This window comes from Curtobacterium sp. AC273, from assembly GCF_979253735.1.
In genome coordinates this window covers 373,171-390,219 of record NZ_CEEDDU010000009.1, presented here as the reverse complement: position 1 = coordinate 390,219, position 17,049 = coordinate 373,171, and the positions used below count along the sequence as shown (strand labels likewise).

At 71.5% G+C, this 17,049-nt stretch carries 22 protein-coding genes; 5 read left to right on the top strand and 17 right to left on the bottom strand.

Translation table 11 applies throughout. The features are described 5' to 3' along the window. Positions 1–56 precede the first annotated feature (56 nt). On the top strand, positions 57–641 hold the full coding sequence (locus ACZ8AI_RS17225; protein WP_464859149.1) for a TetR/AcrR family transcriptional regulator: 585 nt from the start codon (positions 57–59) through the stop codon (positions 639–641). Here ACZ8AI_RS17225 and ACZ8AI_RS17220 read toward each other — a convergent pair. The 8 genes from ACZ8AI_RS17220 to ACZ8AI_RS17185 form a co-directional block, all read right to left on the bottom strand. Continuing rightward, positions 554–1,153 (bottom strand): hypothetical protein, encoded by a 600-nt coding sequence (locus tag ACZ8AI_RS17220; protein ID WP_464859148.1) that lies wholly within the window; start codon positions 1,151–1,153, stop codon positions 554–556. The two genes, ACZ8AI_RS17225 and ACZ8AI_RS17220, sit on opposite strands and share 88 nt — an antisense overlap. A 106-nt stretch (positions 1,154–1,259) precedes the next feature. Next, the gene (locus ACZ8AI_RS17215) at positions 1,260–1,982 is read right to left on the bottom strand and encodes a hypothetical protein (RefSeq protein WP_464859147.1); all 723 of its coding nucleotides are present in this window, start codon (positions 1,980–1,982) and stop codon (positions 1,260–1,262) included. A 27-nt stretch (positions 1,983–2,009) separates the two neighbouring features. Next, positions 2,010–2,213, bottom strand: a complete 204-nt coding sequence (locus ACZ8AI_RS17210) for a hypothetical protein (protein WP_464859146.1) — start codon at positions 2,211–2,213, stop codon at positions 2,010–2,012. Positions 2,214–2,768: 555 nt separating this feature from the next. Further along, positions 2,769–3,236, bottom strand: coding sequence for a hypothetical protein (locus ACZ8AI_RS17205; protein WP_464859145.1), 468 nt, complete (start codon positions 3,234–3,236; stop codon positions 2,769–2,771). 82 nt (positions 3,237–3,318) lie between these two features. Beyond that, a complete protein-coding gene (locus ACZ8AI_RS17200; RefSeq protein WP_464859144.1) occupies positions 3,319–3,765 on the bottom strand; it encodes a hypothetical protein in 447 nt (148 codons plus the stop codon). Positions 3,766–3,845: 80 nt separating this feature from the next. After that, entirely contained in the window at positions 3,846–4,664 is an 819-nt protein-coding gene (locus ACZ8AI_RS17195) for a carbohydrate ABC transporter permease (protein ID WP_071293518.1), read from the bottom strand. Positions 4,665–4,677: 13 nt separating this feature from the next. Next, complete coding sequence (locus ACZ8AI_RS17190) at positions 4,678–5,493, bottom strand: carbohydrate ABC transporter permease (RefSeq protein ID WP_464859143.1); 816 nt, start codon at positions 5,491–5,493, stop codon at positions 4,678–4,680. A 132-nt stretch (positions 5,494–5,625) separates the two neighbouring features. Next, positions 5,626–6,735 carry an ABC transporter substrate-binding protein gene (locus ACZ8AI_RS17185; RefSeq protein WP_464859142.1) on the bottom strand — a complete coding sequence of 370 codons (1,110 nt, stop codon included), beginning with the start codon at positions 6,733–6,735 and terminating at the stop codon, positions 5,626–5,628. Positions 6,736–7,067: 332 nt separating this feature from the next. On the opposite strand from ACZ8AI_RS17185, the gene ACZ8AI_RS17180 reads away from it, so the two are divergent. The 3 genes from ACZ8AI_RS17180 (at position 7,068) to ACZ8AI_RS17170 (ending at position 9,969) form a co-directional block, all read left to right on the top strand. Next, positions 7,068–8,060 (top strand): LacI family DNA-binding transcriptional regulator, encoded by a 993-nt coding sequence (locus ACZ8AI_RS17180; protein WP_464859141.1) that lies wholly within the window; start codon positions 7,068–7,070, stop codon positions 8,058–8,060. Positions 8,061–8,338: 278 nt separating this feature from the next. Next, on the top strand, positions 8,339–8,959 hold the full coding sequence (locus ACZ8AI_RS17175; RefSeq protein ID WP_464859140.1) for a hypothetical protein: 621 nt from the start codon (positions 8,339–8,341) through the stop codon (positions 8,957–8,959). Then, the gene (locus tag ACZ8AI_RS17170) at positions 8,917–9,969 is read left to right on the top strand and encodes a class I mannose-6-phosphate isomerase (protein WP_464859139.1); all 1,053 of its coding nucleotides are present in this window, start codon (positions 8,917–8,919) and stop codon (positions 9,967–9,969) included. The genes ACZ8AI_RS17175 and ACZ8AI_RS17170 overlap by 43 nt, the downstream gene beginning before the upstream one ends. A 77-nt stretch (positions 9,970–10,046) precedes the next feature. Here ACZ8AI_RS17170 and ACZ8AI_RS17165 read toward each other — a convergent pair whose 3' ends face one another. The 4 genes from ACZ8AI_RS17165 to ACZ8AI_RS17150 form a co-directional block, all read right to left on the bottom strand. After that, a complete protein-coding gene (locus tag ACZ8AI_RS17165; protein WP_464859138.1) occupies positions 10,047–10,541 on the bottom strand; it encodes an ROK family protein in 495 nt (164 codons plus the stop codon). Positions 10,542–10,973: 432 nt separating this feature from the next. Further along, positions 10,974–12,215 (bottom strand): glycoside hydrolase family 76 protein, encoded by a 1,242-nt coding sequence (locus ACZ8AI_RS17160; RefSeq protein WP_464859137.1) that lies wholly within the window; start codon positions 12,213–12,215, stop codon positions 10,974–10,976. A gap of 76 nt (positions 12,216–12,291) precedes the next feature. After that, positions 12,292–12,492: a DUF4190 domain-containing protein gene (locus ACZ8AI_RS17155; RefSeq protein ID WP_464859253.1), complete on the bottom strand. Its 201-nt coding sequence runs from the start codon at positions 12,490–12,492 to the stop codon at positions 12,292–12,294. Positions 12,493–12,693: 201 nt separating this feature from the next. Continuing rightward, positions 12,694–13,032, bottom strand: a complete 339-nt coding sequence (locus ACZ8AI_RS17150; protein WP_071293513.1) for a cupin domain-containing protein — start codon at positions 13,030–13,032, stop codon at positions 12,694–12,696. A 208-nt stretch (positions 13,033–13,240) separates the two neighbouring features. Between ACZ8AI_RS17150 and ACZ8AI_RS17145 the strand changes: the two genes are divergently transcribed. Beyond that, positions 13,241–13,723 (top strand): hypothetical protein, encoded by a 483-nt coding sequence (locus tag ACZ8AI_RS17145; RefSeq protein WP_464859136.1) that lies wholly within the window; start codon positions 13,241–13,243, stop codon positions 13,721–13,723. 6 nt (positions 13,724–13,729) lie between these two features. On the opposite strand, the gene ACZ8AI_RS17140 is transcribed toward ACZ8AI_RS17145, so the two are convergent. The 5 genes from ACZ8AI_RS17140 to ACZ8AI_RS17120 all read right to left on the bottom strand — a co-directional run bounded on the left by ACZ8AI_RS17140 (position 13,730) and on the right by ACZ8AI_RS17120 (position 17,025). Next, a complete protein-coding gene (locus tag ACZ8AI_RS17140; protein ID WP_464859135.1) occupies positions 13,730–13,852 on the bottom strand; it encodes a hypothetical protein in 123 nt (40 codons plus the stop codon). Between the two features lie 649 nt (positions 13,853–14,501). Next, on the bottom strand, positions 14,502–14,996 hold the full coding sequence (locus tag ACZ8AI_RS17135) for a nuclear transport factor 2 family protein (RefSeq protein WP_166645762.1): 495 nt from the start codon (positions 14,994–14,996) through the stop codon (positions 14,502–14,504). Between the two features lie 38 nt (positions 14,997–15,034). Next, positions 15,035–15,943, bottom strand: a complete 909-nt coding sequence (locus tag ACZ8AI_RS17130; protein WP_464859134.1) for an FAD-binding oxidoreductase — start codon at positions 15,941–15,943, stop codon at positions 15,035–15,037. Further along, entirely contained in the window at positions 15,907–16,464 is a 558-nt protein-coding gene (locus ACZ8AI_RS17125) for an FAD-binding protein (RefSeq protein ID WP_464859133.1), read from the bottom strand. The genes ACZ8AI_RS17130 and ACZ8AI_RS17125 overlap by 37 nt, the downstream gene beginning before the upstream one ends. Positions 16,465–16,581: 117 nt before the next feature. Next, positions 16,582–17,025, bottom strand: coding sequence for a hypothetical protein (locus ACZ8AI_RS17120; RefSeq protein WP_464859132.1), 444 nt, complete (start codon positions 17,023–17,025; stop codon positions 16,582–16,584). Between the last annotated feature and the right edge of the window lie 24 nt (positions 17,026–17,049).

Here is a 17,049-nt window from a genome sequence, read left to right as displayed (position 1 = left end):
TCTACGTACCGGCTGGAAACCCGCGGTGACGTGATGCGCAAGCACGATCGGAGAACATGATCGGTCCGGTGAAGGTGTCCATGCGCGATCGACTGATCGAGAGCGGCGACCGAACTGTTGCCGGAGGGGCTCCGCGCAGTCCTTGTCGACCGCGTCATCGAAGCCGGACCGGCTACCACGAAGGTGACGTTCACTGCCACCGCCACTTCAAGAGCAAGGACGACCTCGTCGTCGCGCACCTCGAACGCCGGGCGCAGCGGGAGCGGGAGGGCGTCGGCGCGGCCATGGAGCACGCCGACGGCGACCCCGACCGGACCTTCGAACTCATCGCCGGTGGCCTCGGGACCATGGCGTGCGAGCCGGAGTTCCGCGGGTGCCCGTTCATCAACTGCCTTGGAGTACCCGGACCCGGCGAGCGCCGTCCGGCAGACCGTCGATACCACCGGTGGTGCCGGGACACCTACCGCCAGATCATCGAGCCGCTGCACCTGGCCGACCCGGACGGCGTCGCGGCCGACCTGATGCTCCTGCGCGACGGCGCGATGGTGGCGGGCTACCTCGACGGCGAAAGGAGCAGGTGGCGGCGTCGTTCCTGCGGAGCAACCGCGCGGTTGACGGCGGAGCCAACCGCCCGCCGGTAGCAGCCGGCCGTGCGCCGGTCACGGACGCGGACGCGCAGGCCACCGGCGAGTACGGCCGGCTCACCGCGACCCCGCACCGCGCTTCCTGGTGGACGCGCACCGCAGCCGCCATCGAACGGCGCGAGCGACGTCCGCGCGACACCGTCGTCGAACGTGATCGGCGCGCCGGTCTCGTCGCCGAGGTAGGTCGTCCGGACGGCCGTCTCGACGAAGGACGAAAGGCGAGCTCGACGTCGACGAGGGCGTCCACCAAAGGACTGGAGCCGCACGATGGACGTCACGTCGTCGTCGACCACCAGCCAGTCGCACCCGCGGATCGCGGTCGGGCTCGGCCGACGCCCCGCCCGCACCACCCGCACGCCGGCCGCCGGCACGGCCAGCGGTCGGACGAGGTCGGCGGTCGTCTGCACCGCGACGGCCTCGACCGGCTCGGACGGGTTCGACCGGACCCCGATCGCGTACTCGAAGGTCGCGGTGAAGCCCTGCTCGATCGGGAAGTTCGTGTCCCACACGTTGTTGTGCAGCCACGGTAGACGGTCGCCGCCTGCGCCGGGTGCTGGCAGGGAACGGCGCGTACGGCAAGTCGTGCCCGGGTGCACGAGCGGAGCACGTCCTTCGTCACCCACACCACCGCGTCGTCAGCGTCCTGCATGACCCAGTTCGATGGCGCGCATGTGCTGCAGGGCACCGAGGGCGTGCGCCAGGCCGTCGCCGTTCACGCCGCCGGAGACCTCGTACCGGACGACGGGCTCGGCGGCGGCGAAGGGGAACGAAGGGCCTCGGCGCCGATGCGGGTGGCCGGCTTCTCGAAGCGGTTCTCGATGCGGAGGCGGGGCTCGCCGTGTCGCAGCCGGGCGTGACCGTGACGCTGTCGACCCCGGCCGCCGCGAACCGGTAGACCAGCCGCTCCTCGACGGCGTCCGACACCCGCTCGACCAGCACCGCCGGACCGCCGGTGGTCCGGCGAGGAAGCTCGGGCAGTCCGGGCTCCAGAGCTTGTTCGCCGGGTGGTTCACGCCGGCACCCGACGAGCCGTACTCGTCGTAGACGTGCCCGTTGAAGCCGGCGGGCGCGTGCTGCTCGACGATCTCGCGTCCGGTCGCCAGTTCGACGACGGAGCGGATGGTCGACGTCTGCGGGTCGGCGGCGACGCGGAGGAACGCGTTCTCGAGCGTGAACAGCTCGGCTGCCGGGGTGGTCAGCGCGTCGTGCGTCCGCGGTGCCTCGATACCGGTCGGCGGACAGGACGTCGACCCGGACGAACCAGAACGCCGGCATCGCGCACCTGCACGGTCTTATGCCGGACTCGCGGTGCAGGGAGTTCGACTGCGGTTCGAGCACCAGGTCGAGGCGCTCGCCGGTGCGGCATCACAGTGCGACGTGTGCGTCGAGCAGGACCGTGGACTCCTTGGAAGGCAGGAAGCGGACGCCGGTGCGCGTGGCCCCGGAGGCGTTGGCGACGACCGATCGCCACGAGGGCGTCGTCGGCGTGGCCACGGTGTCCGCCAGGTAGGCGAGGGCGTGCTCCTCGAGGTCGCGTCCGCGCTGGTGGCCGGTGAGGGCCTGCGCCACCTTCCACTGCCACTGCCGTTCGCCGGAGTCGTAGCCCTCGTCGCCGTGGGTCCACAGTTGCTCGCACCCCAGGTGTGCTCGTTGAACATCGAGATCGCGTCGTAGGCGGCGTCGGAGTCACTGCGCTCGTCAGGACGCCTGCCCGCCGAGCCACGCGGCCGCCTGCGAGAAGGAGCGGGCGTCGCCGACGGTGGCCTGCGCCTCACGCGCGAGTGCGAGCAGGACGTCGACCCACCAGTCGCCCCCACAGTCCCCTCGACGGTGATCAGCTCGTCGCCGTGCCGGGCCTCCGCCTCGGCGAAGAAGTCCTCGTTCGTCAGACGCGCAGGTCGGCGAGGTCCAGGTGTCGTTCCACCGGCAGACGACCTCGGACAGGTGCAGTCGCTGGACCGTTGTCGCCCATGAGCCTGCGTGCGCAGGTGCAGGACCTCCCACAGCGGGCGCCCCTCCGCCGTCTCGCCGTGCGCGCCGAACACGCCGGGCAGGAGCAGGTAGCCGCGGGTCGCGGCGCGGTCAGGTAGGCGGGCAGGTAGGTCAGCGACTCGTACGGCTCGGTCAGCCCCACCGTAGGTCCACTCCACGTAGGCGAGACCGTGCAGGCTGTCGATCATCCACACCACGACCGAGTTGCCGGCCGGGGTGCGCCACCGGAACGGGCTGCGGCAGGTCGAGGGCGCCATTCTGGTGGGGCATCGGCCGTCCGGCCCAGTTGTGCGCGACGGCGAGGTACCGGACGCCGACCTCCTGCAGGGGCGTCGGAGCAGACCCGCGACCTGACCGGGCACGTCGGTCTGCATGGCCGTGGTGAAGTCGATGCCGTACTGCTCGCCGGACTGCGCCGGGCTTCGCGGGGGGCTTCGTGGAGTTCCTCGGTCGAGCACGTCGTCGATGTGCAGGTTGTAGGGCATCGCGCTGGAGACCGATCGACCCCTGCTGCACGAGCCGCACGAACTCGGCGACCTTCGCCGCCGGACGGTGCCGCTCCCAGTCGGCGAACGCCCAGGAAGCGCTTCGACGTTCCACCGGAACCGTGCGGCGTCGGGCCACTCGCTCGTCGCCGCGGCGAGCTCCACCGCGGAGTCGAGGTACGAGCGCTGCGACGAGATCACCGTGGTCTGCGGATCGGTGTACCCGAAGTCGAAGTGCGAGTGGTGGACGACGTGCACCGACCAGGCCCCGCTGGGGCAGCAACACGAAGGAGATCGTCTCGTCGCCGAGGTCCGACAGCGCCAGGGACACCTCGGTCGGCTCGGCGACCTGCGCGGACGAGGAGCCGGACGGACGTGTCGTCGGGCGCGGGAGCACTGCCGACGACGAGGTCGCCGGCCGGACCCGTGAGCGCCGCCGTGACCGGATCGGGGAGCCGTCCGTCGACGAGCAGTCGCACGGCCTGCACGGTGGTGCCCTCCCGCTCGGTCAGCAGCGGCTCGGGGAGGGCCCGCACGCGGACGCCCCCGATCGAGCCCGTGGCGACGGTCGCCCGGTCGAGGAGTCCGTCGCGGGCCTCCAGGTGCGACCAGGGCTGGGCGGAGACGAGGGCGGGTTCGGTCATCGGAGCAGGACTTCCTTCGGTGGTCGGAGCAGGGAGCGGGACGGGGGACGGCGCAGGCAGTCGGAGTCAGGCCGTCGAGGTCAGGCGGTCGGGTTCAGCCCGCGGGCGAAGAACCGCTGGAACGAGAAGAACACGATGATCGTCGGCAGCGACGCGACGAGCGCTCCGGCGAGCGCCACCGGCGGCCCGTACGTCGAGTAGTTGCCGGTCAGGTCGGCGAGGGTCGCCATCACCGGCCGGATGTTCGGGCTGGTCGACAGGGTCAGGCCGAACAGCAGGTCGTTCCAGATCCACGTGAACTGGAAGACGAAGGCGGCGAGGAGCGCGCTCGTCGACAGCGGCAGGTGGACCTGGAAGAACATCCGGACCCACCCGGCTCCGTCGAGCGACGCGGCTTCGCGCACCTCGTTCGGCAGCCCGGTCATGTGGCCGCGCACCACGAAGAACGCGAACGGGATCGTCAGGGCCACGTAGACGAGCAGCATGCCGTACTGCGTGTCGAACAGCGACGCGGCGGCGAACCCGGTGAACAGCGGCGACAGGAAGGCCTGCAACGGCAGGATCGTGCCGATGTAGATCACCCAGAACCAGAACGTCGGGCGCTTCACCGGCATGATCGTCACCGCGAACGAGGCGAGCGCCGCGATGAACACCGCGGCCCCCGCTCCGACGACGGAGTAGAGCAGGCTGTTCGCCATGCCCTGGCCGACGTTCGCGTTCTGGAACGCCGTGGCGATGTTGTCGAACAGGGACCACGAGGTCGGCCACCAGGACGGCGTGCCCGAGTAGTCGGCGCTCTTCGTGAAGGCGTTGACGACGAGCAGGTACGACGGGATCAGCCAGATCAGCGACACGACGGTCAGCACGGCCGCGAGGATGCGGCGGGAGGTCTTGGTCATCGAACGGCTCCTGCTAGTCGGTCGGGCGGAGTTGCCGGCGGAGGTACGCCCACGAGGCCACGACGACCACGAGCGTCAGGAAGACGGCCACCGCGGCACCGGACCCGTACCGGGAGAGCGTGAACGTCTCGCGGTACATGGTCAGTGCGAGCGTCTCGGACGCCGTACCGGGGCCACCGTTCGTGAGCAGCAGCACCTGGTCGAAGACCTTGAGGCTGCCGACGATGGAGATCCCGACGACCACGACCGTCATCGGGCGCAGCTGGGGGAACGTGATGGACCAGAAGAGCCGCCACCCGGAGGCACCGTCGATCTGCGCCGCCTCGAGCGTGTTCACCGGGATCGACTGCAGCCCGACGAGGAAGAGGATCACGCACGCACCGGTGGCCTGCCACGTGGTCGCGATGATCATCATGACCGTGTTGAGCGGCCACTGCAGCAGCCACTGCGACACGAGCCCGTCGAGGCCGACCATCCGCAGGAGGGTGTCGAGTCCGCCGTCGGTGGAGAGCATGAACGTCCGAGACGACCGCGGTGGCGGAGCCCGAGATGGCGTAGGGCAGCACGATCGCGAACCGGGCGAGACCGCCGAGCCGGAGCTTCCACGTCCCCACGGCGATCGCGAGCCCGATGCCGACGGGCAGCAGCAGCGTGCCGACCACCCACATGAACGTGTTGAGCACGGACTGCCCGAACGCCGGGTCGGCGAACATCGCCTGGTAGTTGGCGATCCCGACCCAGCTCCTGCAGTGAAGCCGTTGTCGTCGAAGAAGCTGCGGTAGATGGTGAACAGGAACGGGACGACGAGCAGGGCGACGACCAGCAGCACGGACGGGGCGAGGAACGCGCCCCGGTGATCCGTGCCCTGAGGGTGCGCGTCTCGTCGGCGCGGGCCGACGTCGTGACGCGGGACGGGCCTCCTGGTCGACGACCGTGTCAGGGACGGGCGGTTGTGTCAGCGTCATGCGGCGTTCCAGGTCTTCCACTCGGGCACTGCTCGGTTCTGCATGGATCGCAGGGTGGCGACGCCGTTCGCCTTCGACGGGTTGACCATGAAGGACCCGAGGTCCTGCACGTTGCCCTCGATGAGCGGCGTGGGCGAGGCCTCCCAGTAGCGGGTGAGCTCGACGGGGCGCGTCTCGGCGATGTCCTTCGCCAGGTCCTGCACGAGGTGGGACTTCGGCAGCGCGTGCGGGTTCGGACTGGTGTCGCCGAGGAACCCGACCCAGGCGGTCTGCACGTCGGTCGCGAGCCAGTTCTCGGCGACGTCGACCGCGGCCCCGTGGCGGTGCGCCTTCACCGGGACCGACAGGGAGCCGCTCTCGACCACGACGGCCGGCGCGGCGGACCCGCGGGGCGGGACCCGGAAGAAGCCGATGTCCGCGTCGCTGAGCCCGGCTGCGAGGAGGGTGTTCGCGAACCAGGTGCCGTAGAGCATCATGCCGAACTTCCCCTTGCTGACGAGCCCCGGGAGGTCGTTCGAGGTGACGTCGGGTGCCGAGAAGAACCCGTCGGCGTACATCGACGACCAGAGGTCCATCGCCTGCTTCGCCGGTTCGTCGGTGTAGCTCGCCTTGTCGGTCGTGACGGCCTTGTAGTAGTCGGGGTCGATCGACGCGAGCAGCTGCATGAACCAGATCTCGGCCTCCCACGTGGTGGCACCGGGCGAGAGGAAGGGGGTGATGCCAGCGTCCTTGAGCTGCTGCGCGGCGGTGAGCATCTCGTCGAAGGTGGTCGGCACGCTGATCCCGTGCTCGGCGAACGCCTTCTTGCTGTAGAACACCGCGTAGTAGCTCTTGTAGAGCGGGACGCCGTAGGCCTTGCCGCGGTAGCTGAAGGACTCGCGCTGCGCCGGGTCGACCCAGCCACGCTCGACGGCCGAGTCCCACACCGGGTTGAGGTCGGTGAGGATGTCGGCCCGCGCGATGTCCTGCAGGCGGTACCCGTTCGTCCACTTGATGAGGTCGGTGGTGCTGTCGGTCTGCGCGGTCATCCGGATGACCTGCGTGTAGTTGTTCACGCTGGCGATCGAGCGCGACGTGATCCGGTACCCGATGCGCTTCGCGAGCACGGCGGAGGCCGCGGCGGTACCCGGGACCCCAGGTGGGGTTGTCGCTGTTCAGCGTGACCGTGCCGGGCGCCGACGGCTGCGTGTCGGAGCCGCGGGCGCAGGCCGCCAGGGTCAGGGCGAGGAGCCCGCCACCGCCGAGCGCGAGCGCGGTGCGGCGGGTCACGGCGGGCCCTCGGGAGAACGGGTTCGGCATCGGGCGTTCCATTCGACGATGAATTGATAACGTTACCAACCGGAGCATACACGGCGCGCGAGCAGCCGCAAGTGGGATGTCCGGTATACAGGGACACATGCAGCCAGCCGCGGGATCCGGACCAGGACGGAAGCCCGCGATGACCGTGAAGGACATCGCACGGGTCGCCGAGGTCAGTCCGATGACCGTCTCCCGGGTGCTCTCCGGCGGCAAGAACGTCCGCCCCGCACTCCGCGAGCACGTCGAGCGCGTCATCGCCGAGGTCGGCTACCACCGCAACGAGAACGCCCGGAGCCTGCGGCCCGGACAGCGCTCGGGACTGGTCGGCGTGATGATCACGAACATCGGCAACCCGTACTACGCCGGCGTCGTGCAGGGCATCGAGCAGGTGGTCGCCGCGACCGGCCGGCGCATCCTGGTCGGCACCACCAACGAGGACTCGGACCTCGAGCGGCAGCTGCTCTCCGACTTCCTCGGCCGCCAGGTCGAGGGGCTCATCGTGGTCCCCGTCGGCCAGGACGGCGAACGGTTCACCACCGACCGCCTGAACGACGCTCCGCTCGTGCTCGCCTCGCGCACCGTCGACGACGTCGCCGCCGACGCCGTCCTGATCGACGACGTGCACGGCGCCCAGGACGCCACGACCCTCATGCTCGAGGACGGCCACCGCCGCATCGCGTTCCTCGGCAACAAGGTCACGGTGTCGACCGGGCAGCGCCGCCTCGCCGGTTTCCGGAACGCCTTCGCGTCGCAGGGGGTGACACCCGACGACTCGCTCGTCGTGCTCGAGCTGCAGGACACGGACACCGCCGAGCGCGCGATGCGCCGACTGCTCGAGCGCACGGACGCACCCACCGCAGTCTTCGCCGCGAACAACCGGATCAGCGTCGGCGCGATCCGGGCGATCCGCGAAGGCGGTGGCGGACGGCACGGTCGCCTCCCACCACGTTTGTTCGCCTTCGACTCGTTCGACTTCGCGGACATGGCGCCGATCCCGTTGTCGGTCATCGACCACGACCCCGCCGAGCTCGGACGGGTCGCCGCTCGGATGCTGTTGTCGCGGCTGGACGGGACGGCCGACGCCGAGCCGCCGCGGCTCGTCGAGCTGCCGGTGCGGATCGTCCACCACTGAGCGCACGGTCGGCCGGTCCGGCCGGTCCGGCCCGGTGCTGCGGCGGCGGCCTGGAGGCGCGGCTTGCGTTCTCGCGCTGCTTCCGTTGTAGTGTTGGTAACGTTATCAGCGCGAAAGGGGCCTCATGTCCGCCTTCCTTCCCACAGGAGTGACCGTCGGTCAGTACGACAAGACGCCCGTCATCGACCTGCCGCCCGGACACGACGTCTGGGCGGGTACGGCCGCCTGGCAGCGCCCTCGCCTCGCTCCTCTCCGGGCCCGGTCGACGCACCATGGCGGTGGACACCTACCCCGGCAGCGACCTCGACGGTCTGCGTCGGGCACTCGCGGCGGCCGCGCCCGACGCCGGTGCTCATCGACGTCGAGGACGCGGCGGCCCTGCCGAACTCCGTGATCGAGGAGCGCATCGCCGCGAACCTCACCGACGACCGCGTCTTCGGGGTCCTCGGCCACCAGGTGCTGTCCGACTTCTACGACGCGGACCGCCTGACCGGCGTGGCAGAACGGGTCCGCACCACCGACGGGCCCGTGGTCGTGTACGGCTGGGGCGCCACGCTCGTGCCGACGTCGTTCGACACCGTCGTGCTCGCGGACCTCGCTCGCTGGGAGATCCAGCGTCGACAGCGAGCCGGGGCGCCGAACTGGCGCGCGGACAACGGCGACGAGGATCAGCTCCGCAAGGTCAAGCGCGGCTACTTCGTCGAGTGGCGCGTCGCCGACCGGCACAAGCGCGAGCTGTTCGAGCGGATCGACCTGGTGCTCGACGCCAACGGCTCGATGGCCGACGCGAAGCTCGTCGAGGCCGGGACCTTCCTCGCCGGCCTCGAGCTCGGCGAGCCGTCGCCCCTTCCGCGTGGTGCCGTTCTTCGACCCCGGCGTCTGGGGCGGGCAGTGGATGAAGGAGGTCCTCGAGGTCGGGGACGCCGACAACTACGCGTGGTGCTTCGACTGCGTCCCGGAGGAGAACAGCCTGCTGTTCCGCATCCGCGACACCGTCGTCGAGGTCCCGGCGGTCGACCTGGTCTTCCGGCACCCACGAGAGCTCCTCGGTGTGAAGACCCACGCCCGGTTCGGCGCGGAGTTCCCGATCCGCTTCGACTTCCTCGACACCATGGCGGGCGGCAACCTCTCCCTGCAGGTCCACCCCCTCACCGACTACATGCAGAACGTGTTCGGGATGCCCTACACGCAGGACGAGAGCTACTACATGCTCGACGCCGCGGACGACGCCGTCGTGTACCTCGGCGTCCGCGACGACGCCGACCCCGCGGCGATGCAGGCCGCGTTGCGGACGGCCTCCGTCGGCGAGGAGCCCTTCCCCGCCGACCGGTACGTGAACACCTTCCCAGCGAAGAAGCACGACCACTTCCTCATCCCGGCCGGCACCGTGCACTGCTCCGGCGCGGACTCGATGGTCCTCGAGGATCTCGGCGACGCCGTACATCTTCACGTTCAAGATGTGGGACTGGGGTCGGGTCGGACTCGACGGCGTCCCGCGGCCGGTCCACCTCGACCACGCGTTCGCCAACATCCAGTGGGACCGTCGCACGGACTTCGCACGCGACGAACTCGTCAACCAGGTCACCGAGGTCGCACGCGGCGAGGGCTGGGTCGAGGAGCGCACCGGCCTGCACGAGCTCGAGTTCATCGAGGTCCGGCGGCACTGGTTCGAGGGAGTCGTCCCGCACGACACCGACGGCACGGTGAACGTCCTCAACCTCGTGGAAGGGGCCGAGGCGGTCGTCGAGAGCCCGGACGGTGCGTTCGAGCCGTTCGTCGTGCACTACGCCGAGACCTTCATCGTGCCGGCGAGCGTCGGCCGCTACACGATCCGGCCGTGGGGGCGCGGCGTGGGGCAGCGCCTCGGCACGGTGAAGGCCTCGGTCTGGGGACCGGCCTCAGCGACTGAGGCCGGGCGCGCTGGTGCGCGGACGCGGGCGCGGGGTGCCGGCACGCGCGCGGCCGCAGGGGTGTCGGCGCGGGTCGCTAGCCGTCCGTGTCGCGGGTCCACGCGACCGCGGCACCGACCAGCGGGGCACGGGACCCGAGTGTGGCCGGCACGAGCTCCGGGCCTCGGGCGGTCGAGCGGTCCCGCGTGATCCCCGCGTGCAACGGCGCCGCGATGACGTCCCACGACCGCGCGATCGACCCGCCGACCACGACCCGAGTCGCCCCGAATCGTTCCACCCACGGTCGCAGCGCACCGCCCAGTGCGGACATCGCCGTCGCCACGACCTCGAGCGCCACGGGGTCAACGCCACGAGCAGCCGCGCAGAGCTCCTCGACCGACCGATCCCGGCCGGACCGCTCGTGGTCGGCACGACGGAGTGCCGGCGACGACATCGTCTCCTCGAGCGGACGTCCGTCGATCGCGAGGCGGTGCACCTCCCCCTGTTCCGGGACCGTCGGACCGGAGTCCACCGCTACGCCGTCGACGAGGAACGCCGACCCGACGCCGGTGCCCAGCGTGATGCAGACCATCCGGCCCGCACCGACTCCAGCCCCGCCGCCCACTCGCCGATGCCGTAGGCGACGGCGTCGTTGAGGAAACGCACCGCACTCGGCGGAACCCCGAGGCGTTCGGCGAGCGCCACGCGCAGGTCGATCCCGGCGATCGACCGGAACTTGTCGACGCCCGCGAACGTGCCCGTGCCGGCCGCGGCGTCGAACGGTCCGAGGCATGGCGATCGACCAGCCCTCGGAGTGGCGCCGATCCCGCTCGGAGGGGTCCGAGCGCGCGACCCGGGCCGGCGAGCTGGTCGAGCAGGACGTCGCGGTCCGCGTGGGGGTCGATCGTCGCTCCCCGCTCGACCAGGGCCTCCCCCACGGATGCCGGGTCCACGAGCGCTGCCGTGACGTGACCCCCGCCGACGTCCATGACGCCGATGGGGGTCGCGGTCGCGTGCGATGCGGTCAACTGACGTCCCCGAGCCGGTCCGACGGCCATCCGAGGACCGCGAAGACCTGGATCATCGCCGCCTGGTCGAGCGTCGCTGCTGGGCGGTCCCAGGCGGGGTCGCCGCCGCCGCTCGGCTGGAAGTGGAACAGGCCGGTCGCCGGGTCGCGGTTGTCGCGCCAGGTCGCGGTGGCCCACTGCTCGGCGGCTGCCCGGTAGGAGGGGTCGTGCTGCACGGAGTCGAGGAGCAGCAGGTCCTTGAAGTAGAACGCGTTGAAGACCGCGGGCTGCTGCCGTAGACGACCGTCCGCGTTCCAGTAGCGCAGCGACGCCCGTGCCGCCGCCGAGGCCTGCCGCAGGTACTTCGGGTCGTCGGTCGCGCGGTAGAGGATCGTCGCGGTGCCGATCATGGCGCCGGAGTTGTACGTCCACAGCGTCGGGTCGACGCTGCCGTCGTCACCGAGACTGTTCCGGTAGAGCCCGGCCGGCTGCCGCAGGCACCGGTTGTTCCAGTCGTACAGCCGGGTGCTCCAGCGCAGGTACGACGCGTCGCCGGTCTCCTCGTAGAGGTGCGCCGCGAGCTGCGCGGTCAGTCCGGTGACGTTCGCCGCCCGGGTCGTGTTGTCCGGGCGGTCGATCCAGTCGGATCCACCCGGGCACGTCAGCGATGCATCCGTGTTCCAGCTGCGGACGGCGACGTCGAACGCCGCCCGCGCGTGGTCGAGGGAGGCGGCGTCGTCGGTCGCCTGGTACTGGCTGACGAACGAGAGGCCCACGACGGCATTGTCGTCGTAGTAGACGTCTCCACCGGAACCGAGCGGTGCGGGGAGGTACGACTCGTACCCGGGGCGGCCACCCGGAGCGACGGCGAAGTAGTGCTCGAACCCGTCGACGCGCGCGGCGGCGGAGTTCGCGTACGCGGGTCCGACGCCGTCGATCCCCTGGAGGTCGAGAGCCGCCTGGGTCGCTTCGCGGTACTCCCAGAGGAACGAGTACGGGTTGCCGGTGGTCGTGTCGGTGTTCTCGCGGTAGAGCCCGTGTCCTGCGGCTCCGGTGTACAGGTTGTCCTGCATCGCGTCGTAGGTCGCGCTCGCGCGTTGCTGCCAGACCGGGTCCGTGGTCGGTCGGGGCGGGGTCGCGGCCTCGGCCGCGAGCGGCACGGTGCTCGCCACCACCCCGAGGACGATCGCGGCCGTGGTGATCCGGGCGGCGTGGCGCCACCGCGTCCGAGCTGTCGCTGTCGCTGTCGTTCCGAGCATCGTCGCTCTCCCGTCGGTTGGTATCGTTACCATAACCGCATCGGGAACACCGGACAAGCCCCCTCCGCGCCCCCGCTCACGCGCCGTGCGCGGCCCCGACGATCGCGTGCAGCAGGAGCGCGCCGCCGAAGACGACGAACCAGAACCCGCCGACGACGATGCCCGCGATCGCCAGGCCTCGGCCCCGCTCGCCGGTGCGGCCGATCTGGACGAGGGCGATGACCGACACCACCAGGCCGACGATGTTCGCGACGAACGCCAGCACGAACCCGACGATCGACAGGGTGTTGAGGCGGTCGGTGGGGGGTCGGGGCTGCGGTCTGCTGGTCCAGGGTGGACATGGGGTCTCCTTCGGTGAGGTCGGACACCTTCGGCGTCCGTCGAGACCAGCGTGCGCTCGCAGCCGAACGGGTTCGACGGCCGTGCGGATGACGCCGATCCCCCCGCAGGATGATCGTTCCGCAGCGGTACTTCCCGGTCAGGCGCAGATCGCGATGAGCGTGCATCCCTCGGGGCCGGCACGGAACCACCGCTCGGGCTCCTCCGTCACACCGGCGCTGTCCCCGGCGGCGAGGGCGGTCTCGGCACCGTCCACCACGAGCCACCCGGACCCCCGGACGACGACGTACGCGTCCTCGGCGTGGTCGTCGCGGTGGTCGTGCGGCACCGTGGCCGCTCCCGCGGGCAGGTCCACCTCGTACAGACCGAACCGCGTGATCCCGAGCGGACCCGTCAGTCGTCGGTCGTAGGGGCTCGACGCCGGGTGCTCCGAGTCGCTGGCGGGGACATCGGACACGTGCACGACGGAGAAGGGCATGACGGGATCGTACGACTGCGCACCTCCCCGTCGTCGCGGGTCCGGCCGGGTGCGCGGGCCACTCAGTGGCTGCACGGACGCGCCCCGTCGACCCCGATCCGCAGCATGGTGCGATGCACGAGCAACGCGCGAGTCGGGCGGGAGCGAGGGCCAGCACCGCTGGACGAACCCGCTGACCGACGGTTGGGAGTACCGCTGGAACGTCCTCGTGGCGCTCCCCGACCGCGATCCGGAGACGCTCGACGCCGTGCTCGCCTCGATCGGGGCATCGCAGGCCAACACGGTGGTCCGGCTCGCCGAGGGCTCCGGGACACCGTCGACCGAGCCGTCGCGGAACCTGGTCTACGCGGTGGACGAGGCGCTCCCCGAGCTGCTCGAGGGCATGGACGTCGCCGTCGTGTCCGGCGACGCGCTCACCGCCCTCGCCGCCGCACAGCACCGGGTCCCCGTTGTGGTGTTCCCCGCCAGCGACGCACAGGACGGTGTCGGCCGGGCACTCGCCTCCGTCGGCGCCGGTGTCGTGGTGCGCTCGGCGGCCGAGGTCGGGCAGGCGATCCGGGCGATCGCGTCGGACGGATCACGGGGACCACGGATGCGGGGGCTCGCTCATCAGCTGGGCGCCGTCACCGTCCTGCTCGCCGCCCTCGGGACGTCCGCACTCCGCCTCGTCGCCCGCACACGGGCGCGCTGAGTCCGGTCACGCCGAGCCGGGGTCCGCACGCCGAGTGGGACGGTCGACGTGCGCCGTGACGGCCGCGGCGAGGTGGCTCGCCAGCGCCGCGTAGCTGTCGGCGGACACCAGGCGCTCGTCGCGGGACACCGGTGCAGCGTGGGAGATCGCGGGGACGAAGGCCGCTCGCGGCCTCGACCGGCACAGCTCCCGGGACGCACGGTCGAACGATTCGGCGGCCCGGTCGGCGGCGCCCCTGCCGGCAGCCGGAAGGCGGGGAGCGTGCTCGGCCTGGGGATCCCGACGAGGAACACGTGCGCTCCGGACCGGGTCAGGACTGCGTCGAGGACGACCGCCATCGCAGTCCGCCACCGCTCGACGTCGCCGAGGCGCACGGCGTCGCTCACACCGCCGATGACCACCGCGACGTCGTGGGCAGCGGTCGGCAGCACGCTCGCCACCGCCGCGAGGTCCGCGACCCGGGCCACGCCGCAGTCGACCAGCGTCACGTGCACCCCGCGACCCGTCGTGCCGCGCAGCGCCCGCGCGAGGTGTCCGGGCAGCGCGAGGTCCTGCCGGAGGACGCCCCAGCCGCTGGCCGCGTCGGTGCCGAACACCAGGACGCGCAGCGGGTGCGGGCCCGCGACCCGGACTGGGGTCGTGCTCTCCGGTCTCGGGTGGCGGCGGTAGGCCGCACTCCCCCGCCGCGACCACATCGCCGCGACGAGGCGCGACAGCGAGGGCAGGCGCAACGGTCGTCCTCTGGTCTGCCCTCGGGGCCGGTGCGGCTGGCCGGCGTTCAGCTGATCGCCGCGAGGAGGACCGTGGGGTCGCCCTCCATCCACCGGCAGTCCATCGTGAACCGCGCGACACGGGGGCCGGCCGGGGTGGCACGGACGTGGAAGGTCCACGTGTTCCCCATCAGGGCGTGCCGCGTCGCGCGCACGTCGGGCCCCTCGCCCGGCAGGTAGTGCTGGGCGAGTGCGTACGCCTCCACCAGGTAGCCGTCGCCGAGCCCACGTGCGGAGACGTTGCTGACGGCGTGCATGGTGTCGAGCGGCCCGACGGCCCCGATCATGGTCGGGATCACCGTCTCGCGCCCTTGCAGCACCGGGAACTCGAGCCCGATCTTCGTCGTGGCGGGCGTCATGTCGACGACGACGTCCTCGGTGAGCAGGTCCTCGAGCACGGAGGCGTCGGCGGTGTCGAGCGCGCGGGCCCACAGCAGTGGGAGCCGCCCGAGCTCCCACTCGGTCTCGATCGGCAGGGTGGTGGTGATCTCGGTGGTGGTCACGGTGGTGCTCCTTCGGGAAGGTCGGTGGTGTCGGATGGTCAGGACTCGATGAGCGGCTGCTGCGTGCGGAAGAGGTTCCGGGGGTCGACGGCGGCCTTCACGCGCAGCAGCCGCTCCCAGTCGGCCGCGGAGAACGACCGCTCGGGGTGCCCGTCGTCGGGCGCGAAGTTCAGGTACCGCGTTCCGGTGCTGGACGGCCGCATGGCCTCGACGAGCGCCCGCGCCTGCGCGATCCCCTCCGCGTCGGACTCGGGCATGCCGATCGAGACGGCCCAGAGGACGTAGGAGGCGGTCGGTGCGACGATCGCGCCGGCACCGGGGCGGGTGACGTCGAAGGCTCCGCCGAGGTGCCGGAGCTCGACGATGTGGAGACCGGTGTCGGTCAACGGTCCGACGACGTCCAGCAGCGCGCGCTGCGCCGACGGGTCGAGGTCGGCGAGCATCGCCGTCTCCTCGGAGAAGGGGGCCGGGTCGACCGGGTCGTTGTGGATCCGTTCGAAGTCCTCGACCCGGGTCTCCTCGATCGTGTCGAGGACGACCGGGGCGGCGGCACGGAGCGGCGCGAGCAGCGCGTCGGCGCCGGCGGCGTCCCCGAGGTGCGCCACGCGCAGGTGCAGCACGAAGCGCCCGGCGAGCAGCGGGGGGATCCCGGGCACCGGAGGCAGGCGGAGGAAGGCCAGCGACAGTGTGAGGTCGTCCGGGGCGGTCGCCGTCGCCGTCGCGAAGGCAGCCAGGACCGCAGCGGCGTGCTCGCCGTCGTAGAAGAGGCCGCCGCCGATGAACCGCTCGACCGCGAACAGCTCGATCTCCATCGACGTGACGATGCCGAGGTTGCTCCGTCCGCCGCGCAGGGCCCAGAACAGGTCCGCGTCGTCCTCGGCGGACGCGCGCACCAGCTCGCCCGAGGCCGTCACGACGTCGAGCGAGACGACGTGGTCGGACCCCACCCGTACTTGCGCCCCAGCACGGGGCTCAGCCCGCCGCCCAGCGTGAAGCCGACCACTCCCACCTGCCCGGACGAGCCGCGGACGGGCGCGAGGCGGTGCGCCGCGGTGCGGGACACGACGTCGCTCCAGCGTGCGCCGGCGGCGACCACGGCTCGGCGAGCGGCAGCGTCGACGTGCACCTCGTTCATCGCCGCCGTCGTGACGAGCAGCCCGCCCCGGAGCGGGCGTGTGCCGTGGTGGCCGGTCGCGACGACGGCGACGGGCAGGCCGTGCGCGGCGGCGAAGGACACCGCTTCGACGACGTCGCTCGCGCTGCGCGCGGTCACCACGACGTCCGGGTGTCGCTCGCCGGCCAGGTTGTAGCCGGCGCACGCGGCCGGGTAGCCGGCGTCCTCCGGGGTGAGCGCGGCACCGTCGAGGGTCGCGTCGAGGGTCTCCACGGCCTCACGGAACGCGGCGCGCGCGCCGTGGTCGACGGTGTCGTCGGTGTCTTCGGTGTCGTCGGGGATGGTCTGGGACAAGGGGTCCTCCAAGAGTGATCGCGCCCCGCACGGGGCTGGTCGGGATCGAGCACACCAGCGCAGCGTCGACGTCGGGTCGATGCACCGTCGACGCCCGATCGGCAGCGTGCCGATGGGTCAGTCGTGGCGGGGCGTCACGGGTTGCACGAGCAGCGTGAAGCGCGATGCCCGGTCAGGGCTTGGTGGGTGGTGGAAGGAGACGTAGGACCGTCGGTGCGCCACGACGTCGAGTTCGGCGAGGAACACCCGCAACCGGCCCCAGTCACGATCGGTCTGGTCTCCCGGGACCAGGAGGGTCACGGCCTCGTGGCTCGGACGCTCGACGACCCGGATCGTCTCGGTCGGGATCACGGGTTCGCGCACGACCACACCGACCTCGATGCCGATGCCGGCGTCGTCCGCGGCGACGATCGTCATCGACGCAGAGCCCGTGCTGCTGACGCCCTGGTCGGCGAGCTCCGAGACGAGGTCAGAGAGGAGTTCGTCGGCGCGTCGGTGCGTCGCAGCCGGACGGAACCCTGCGCTCCTGCCGGAGGTCACGGCGAGGGTCAGCGCGGGCATCGGCACCAACGCGGGAGCACGACC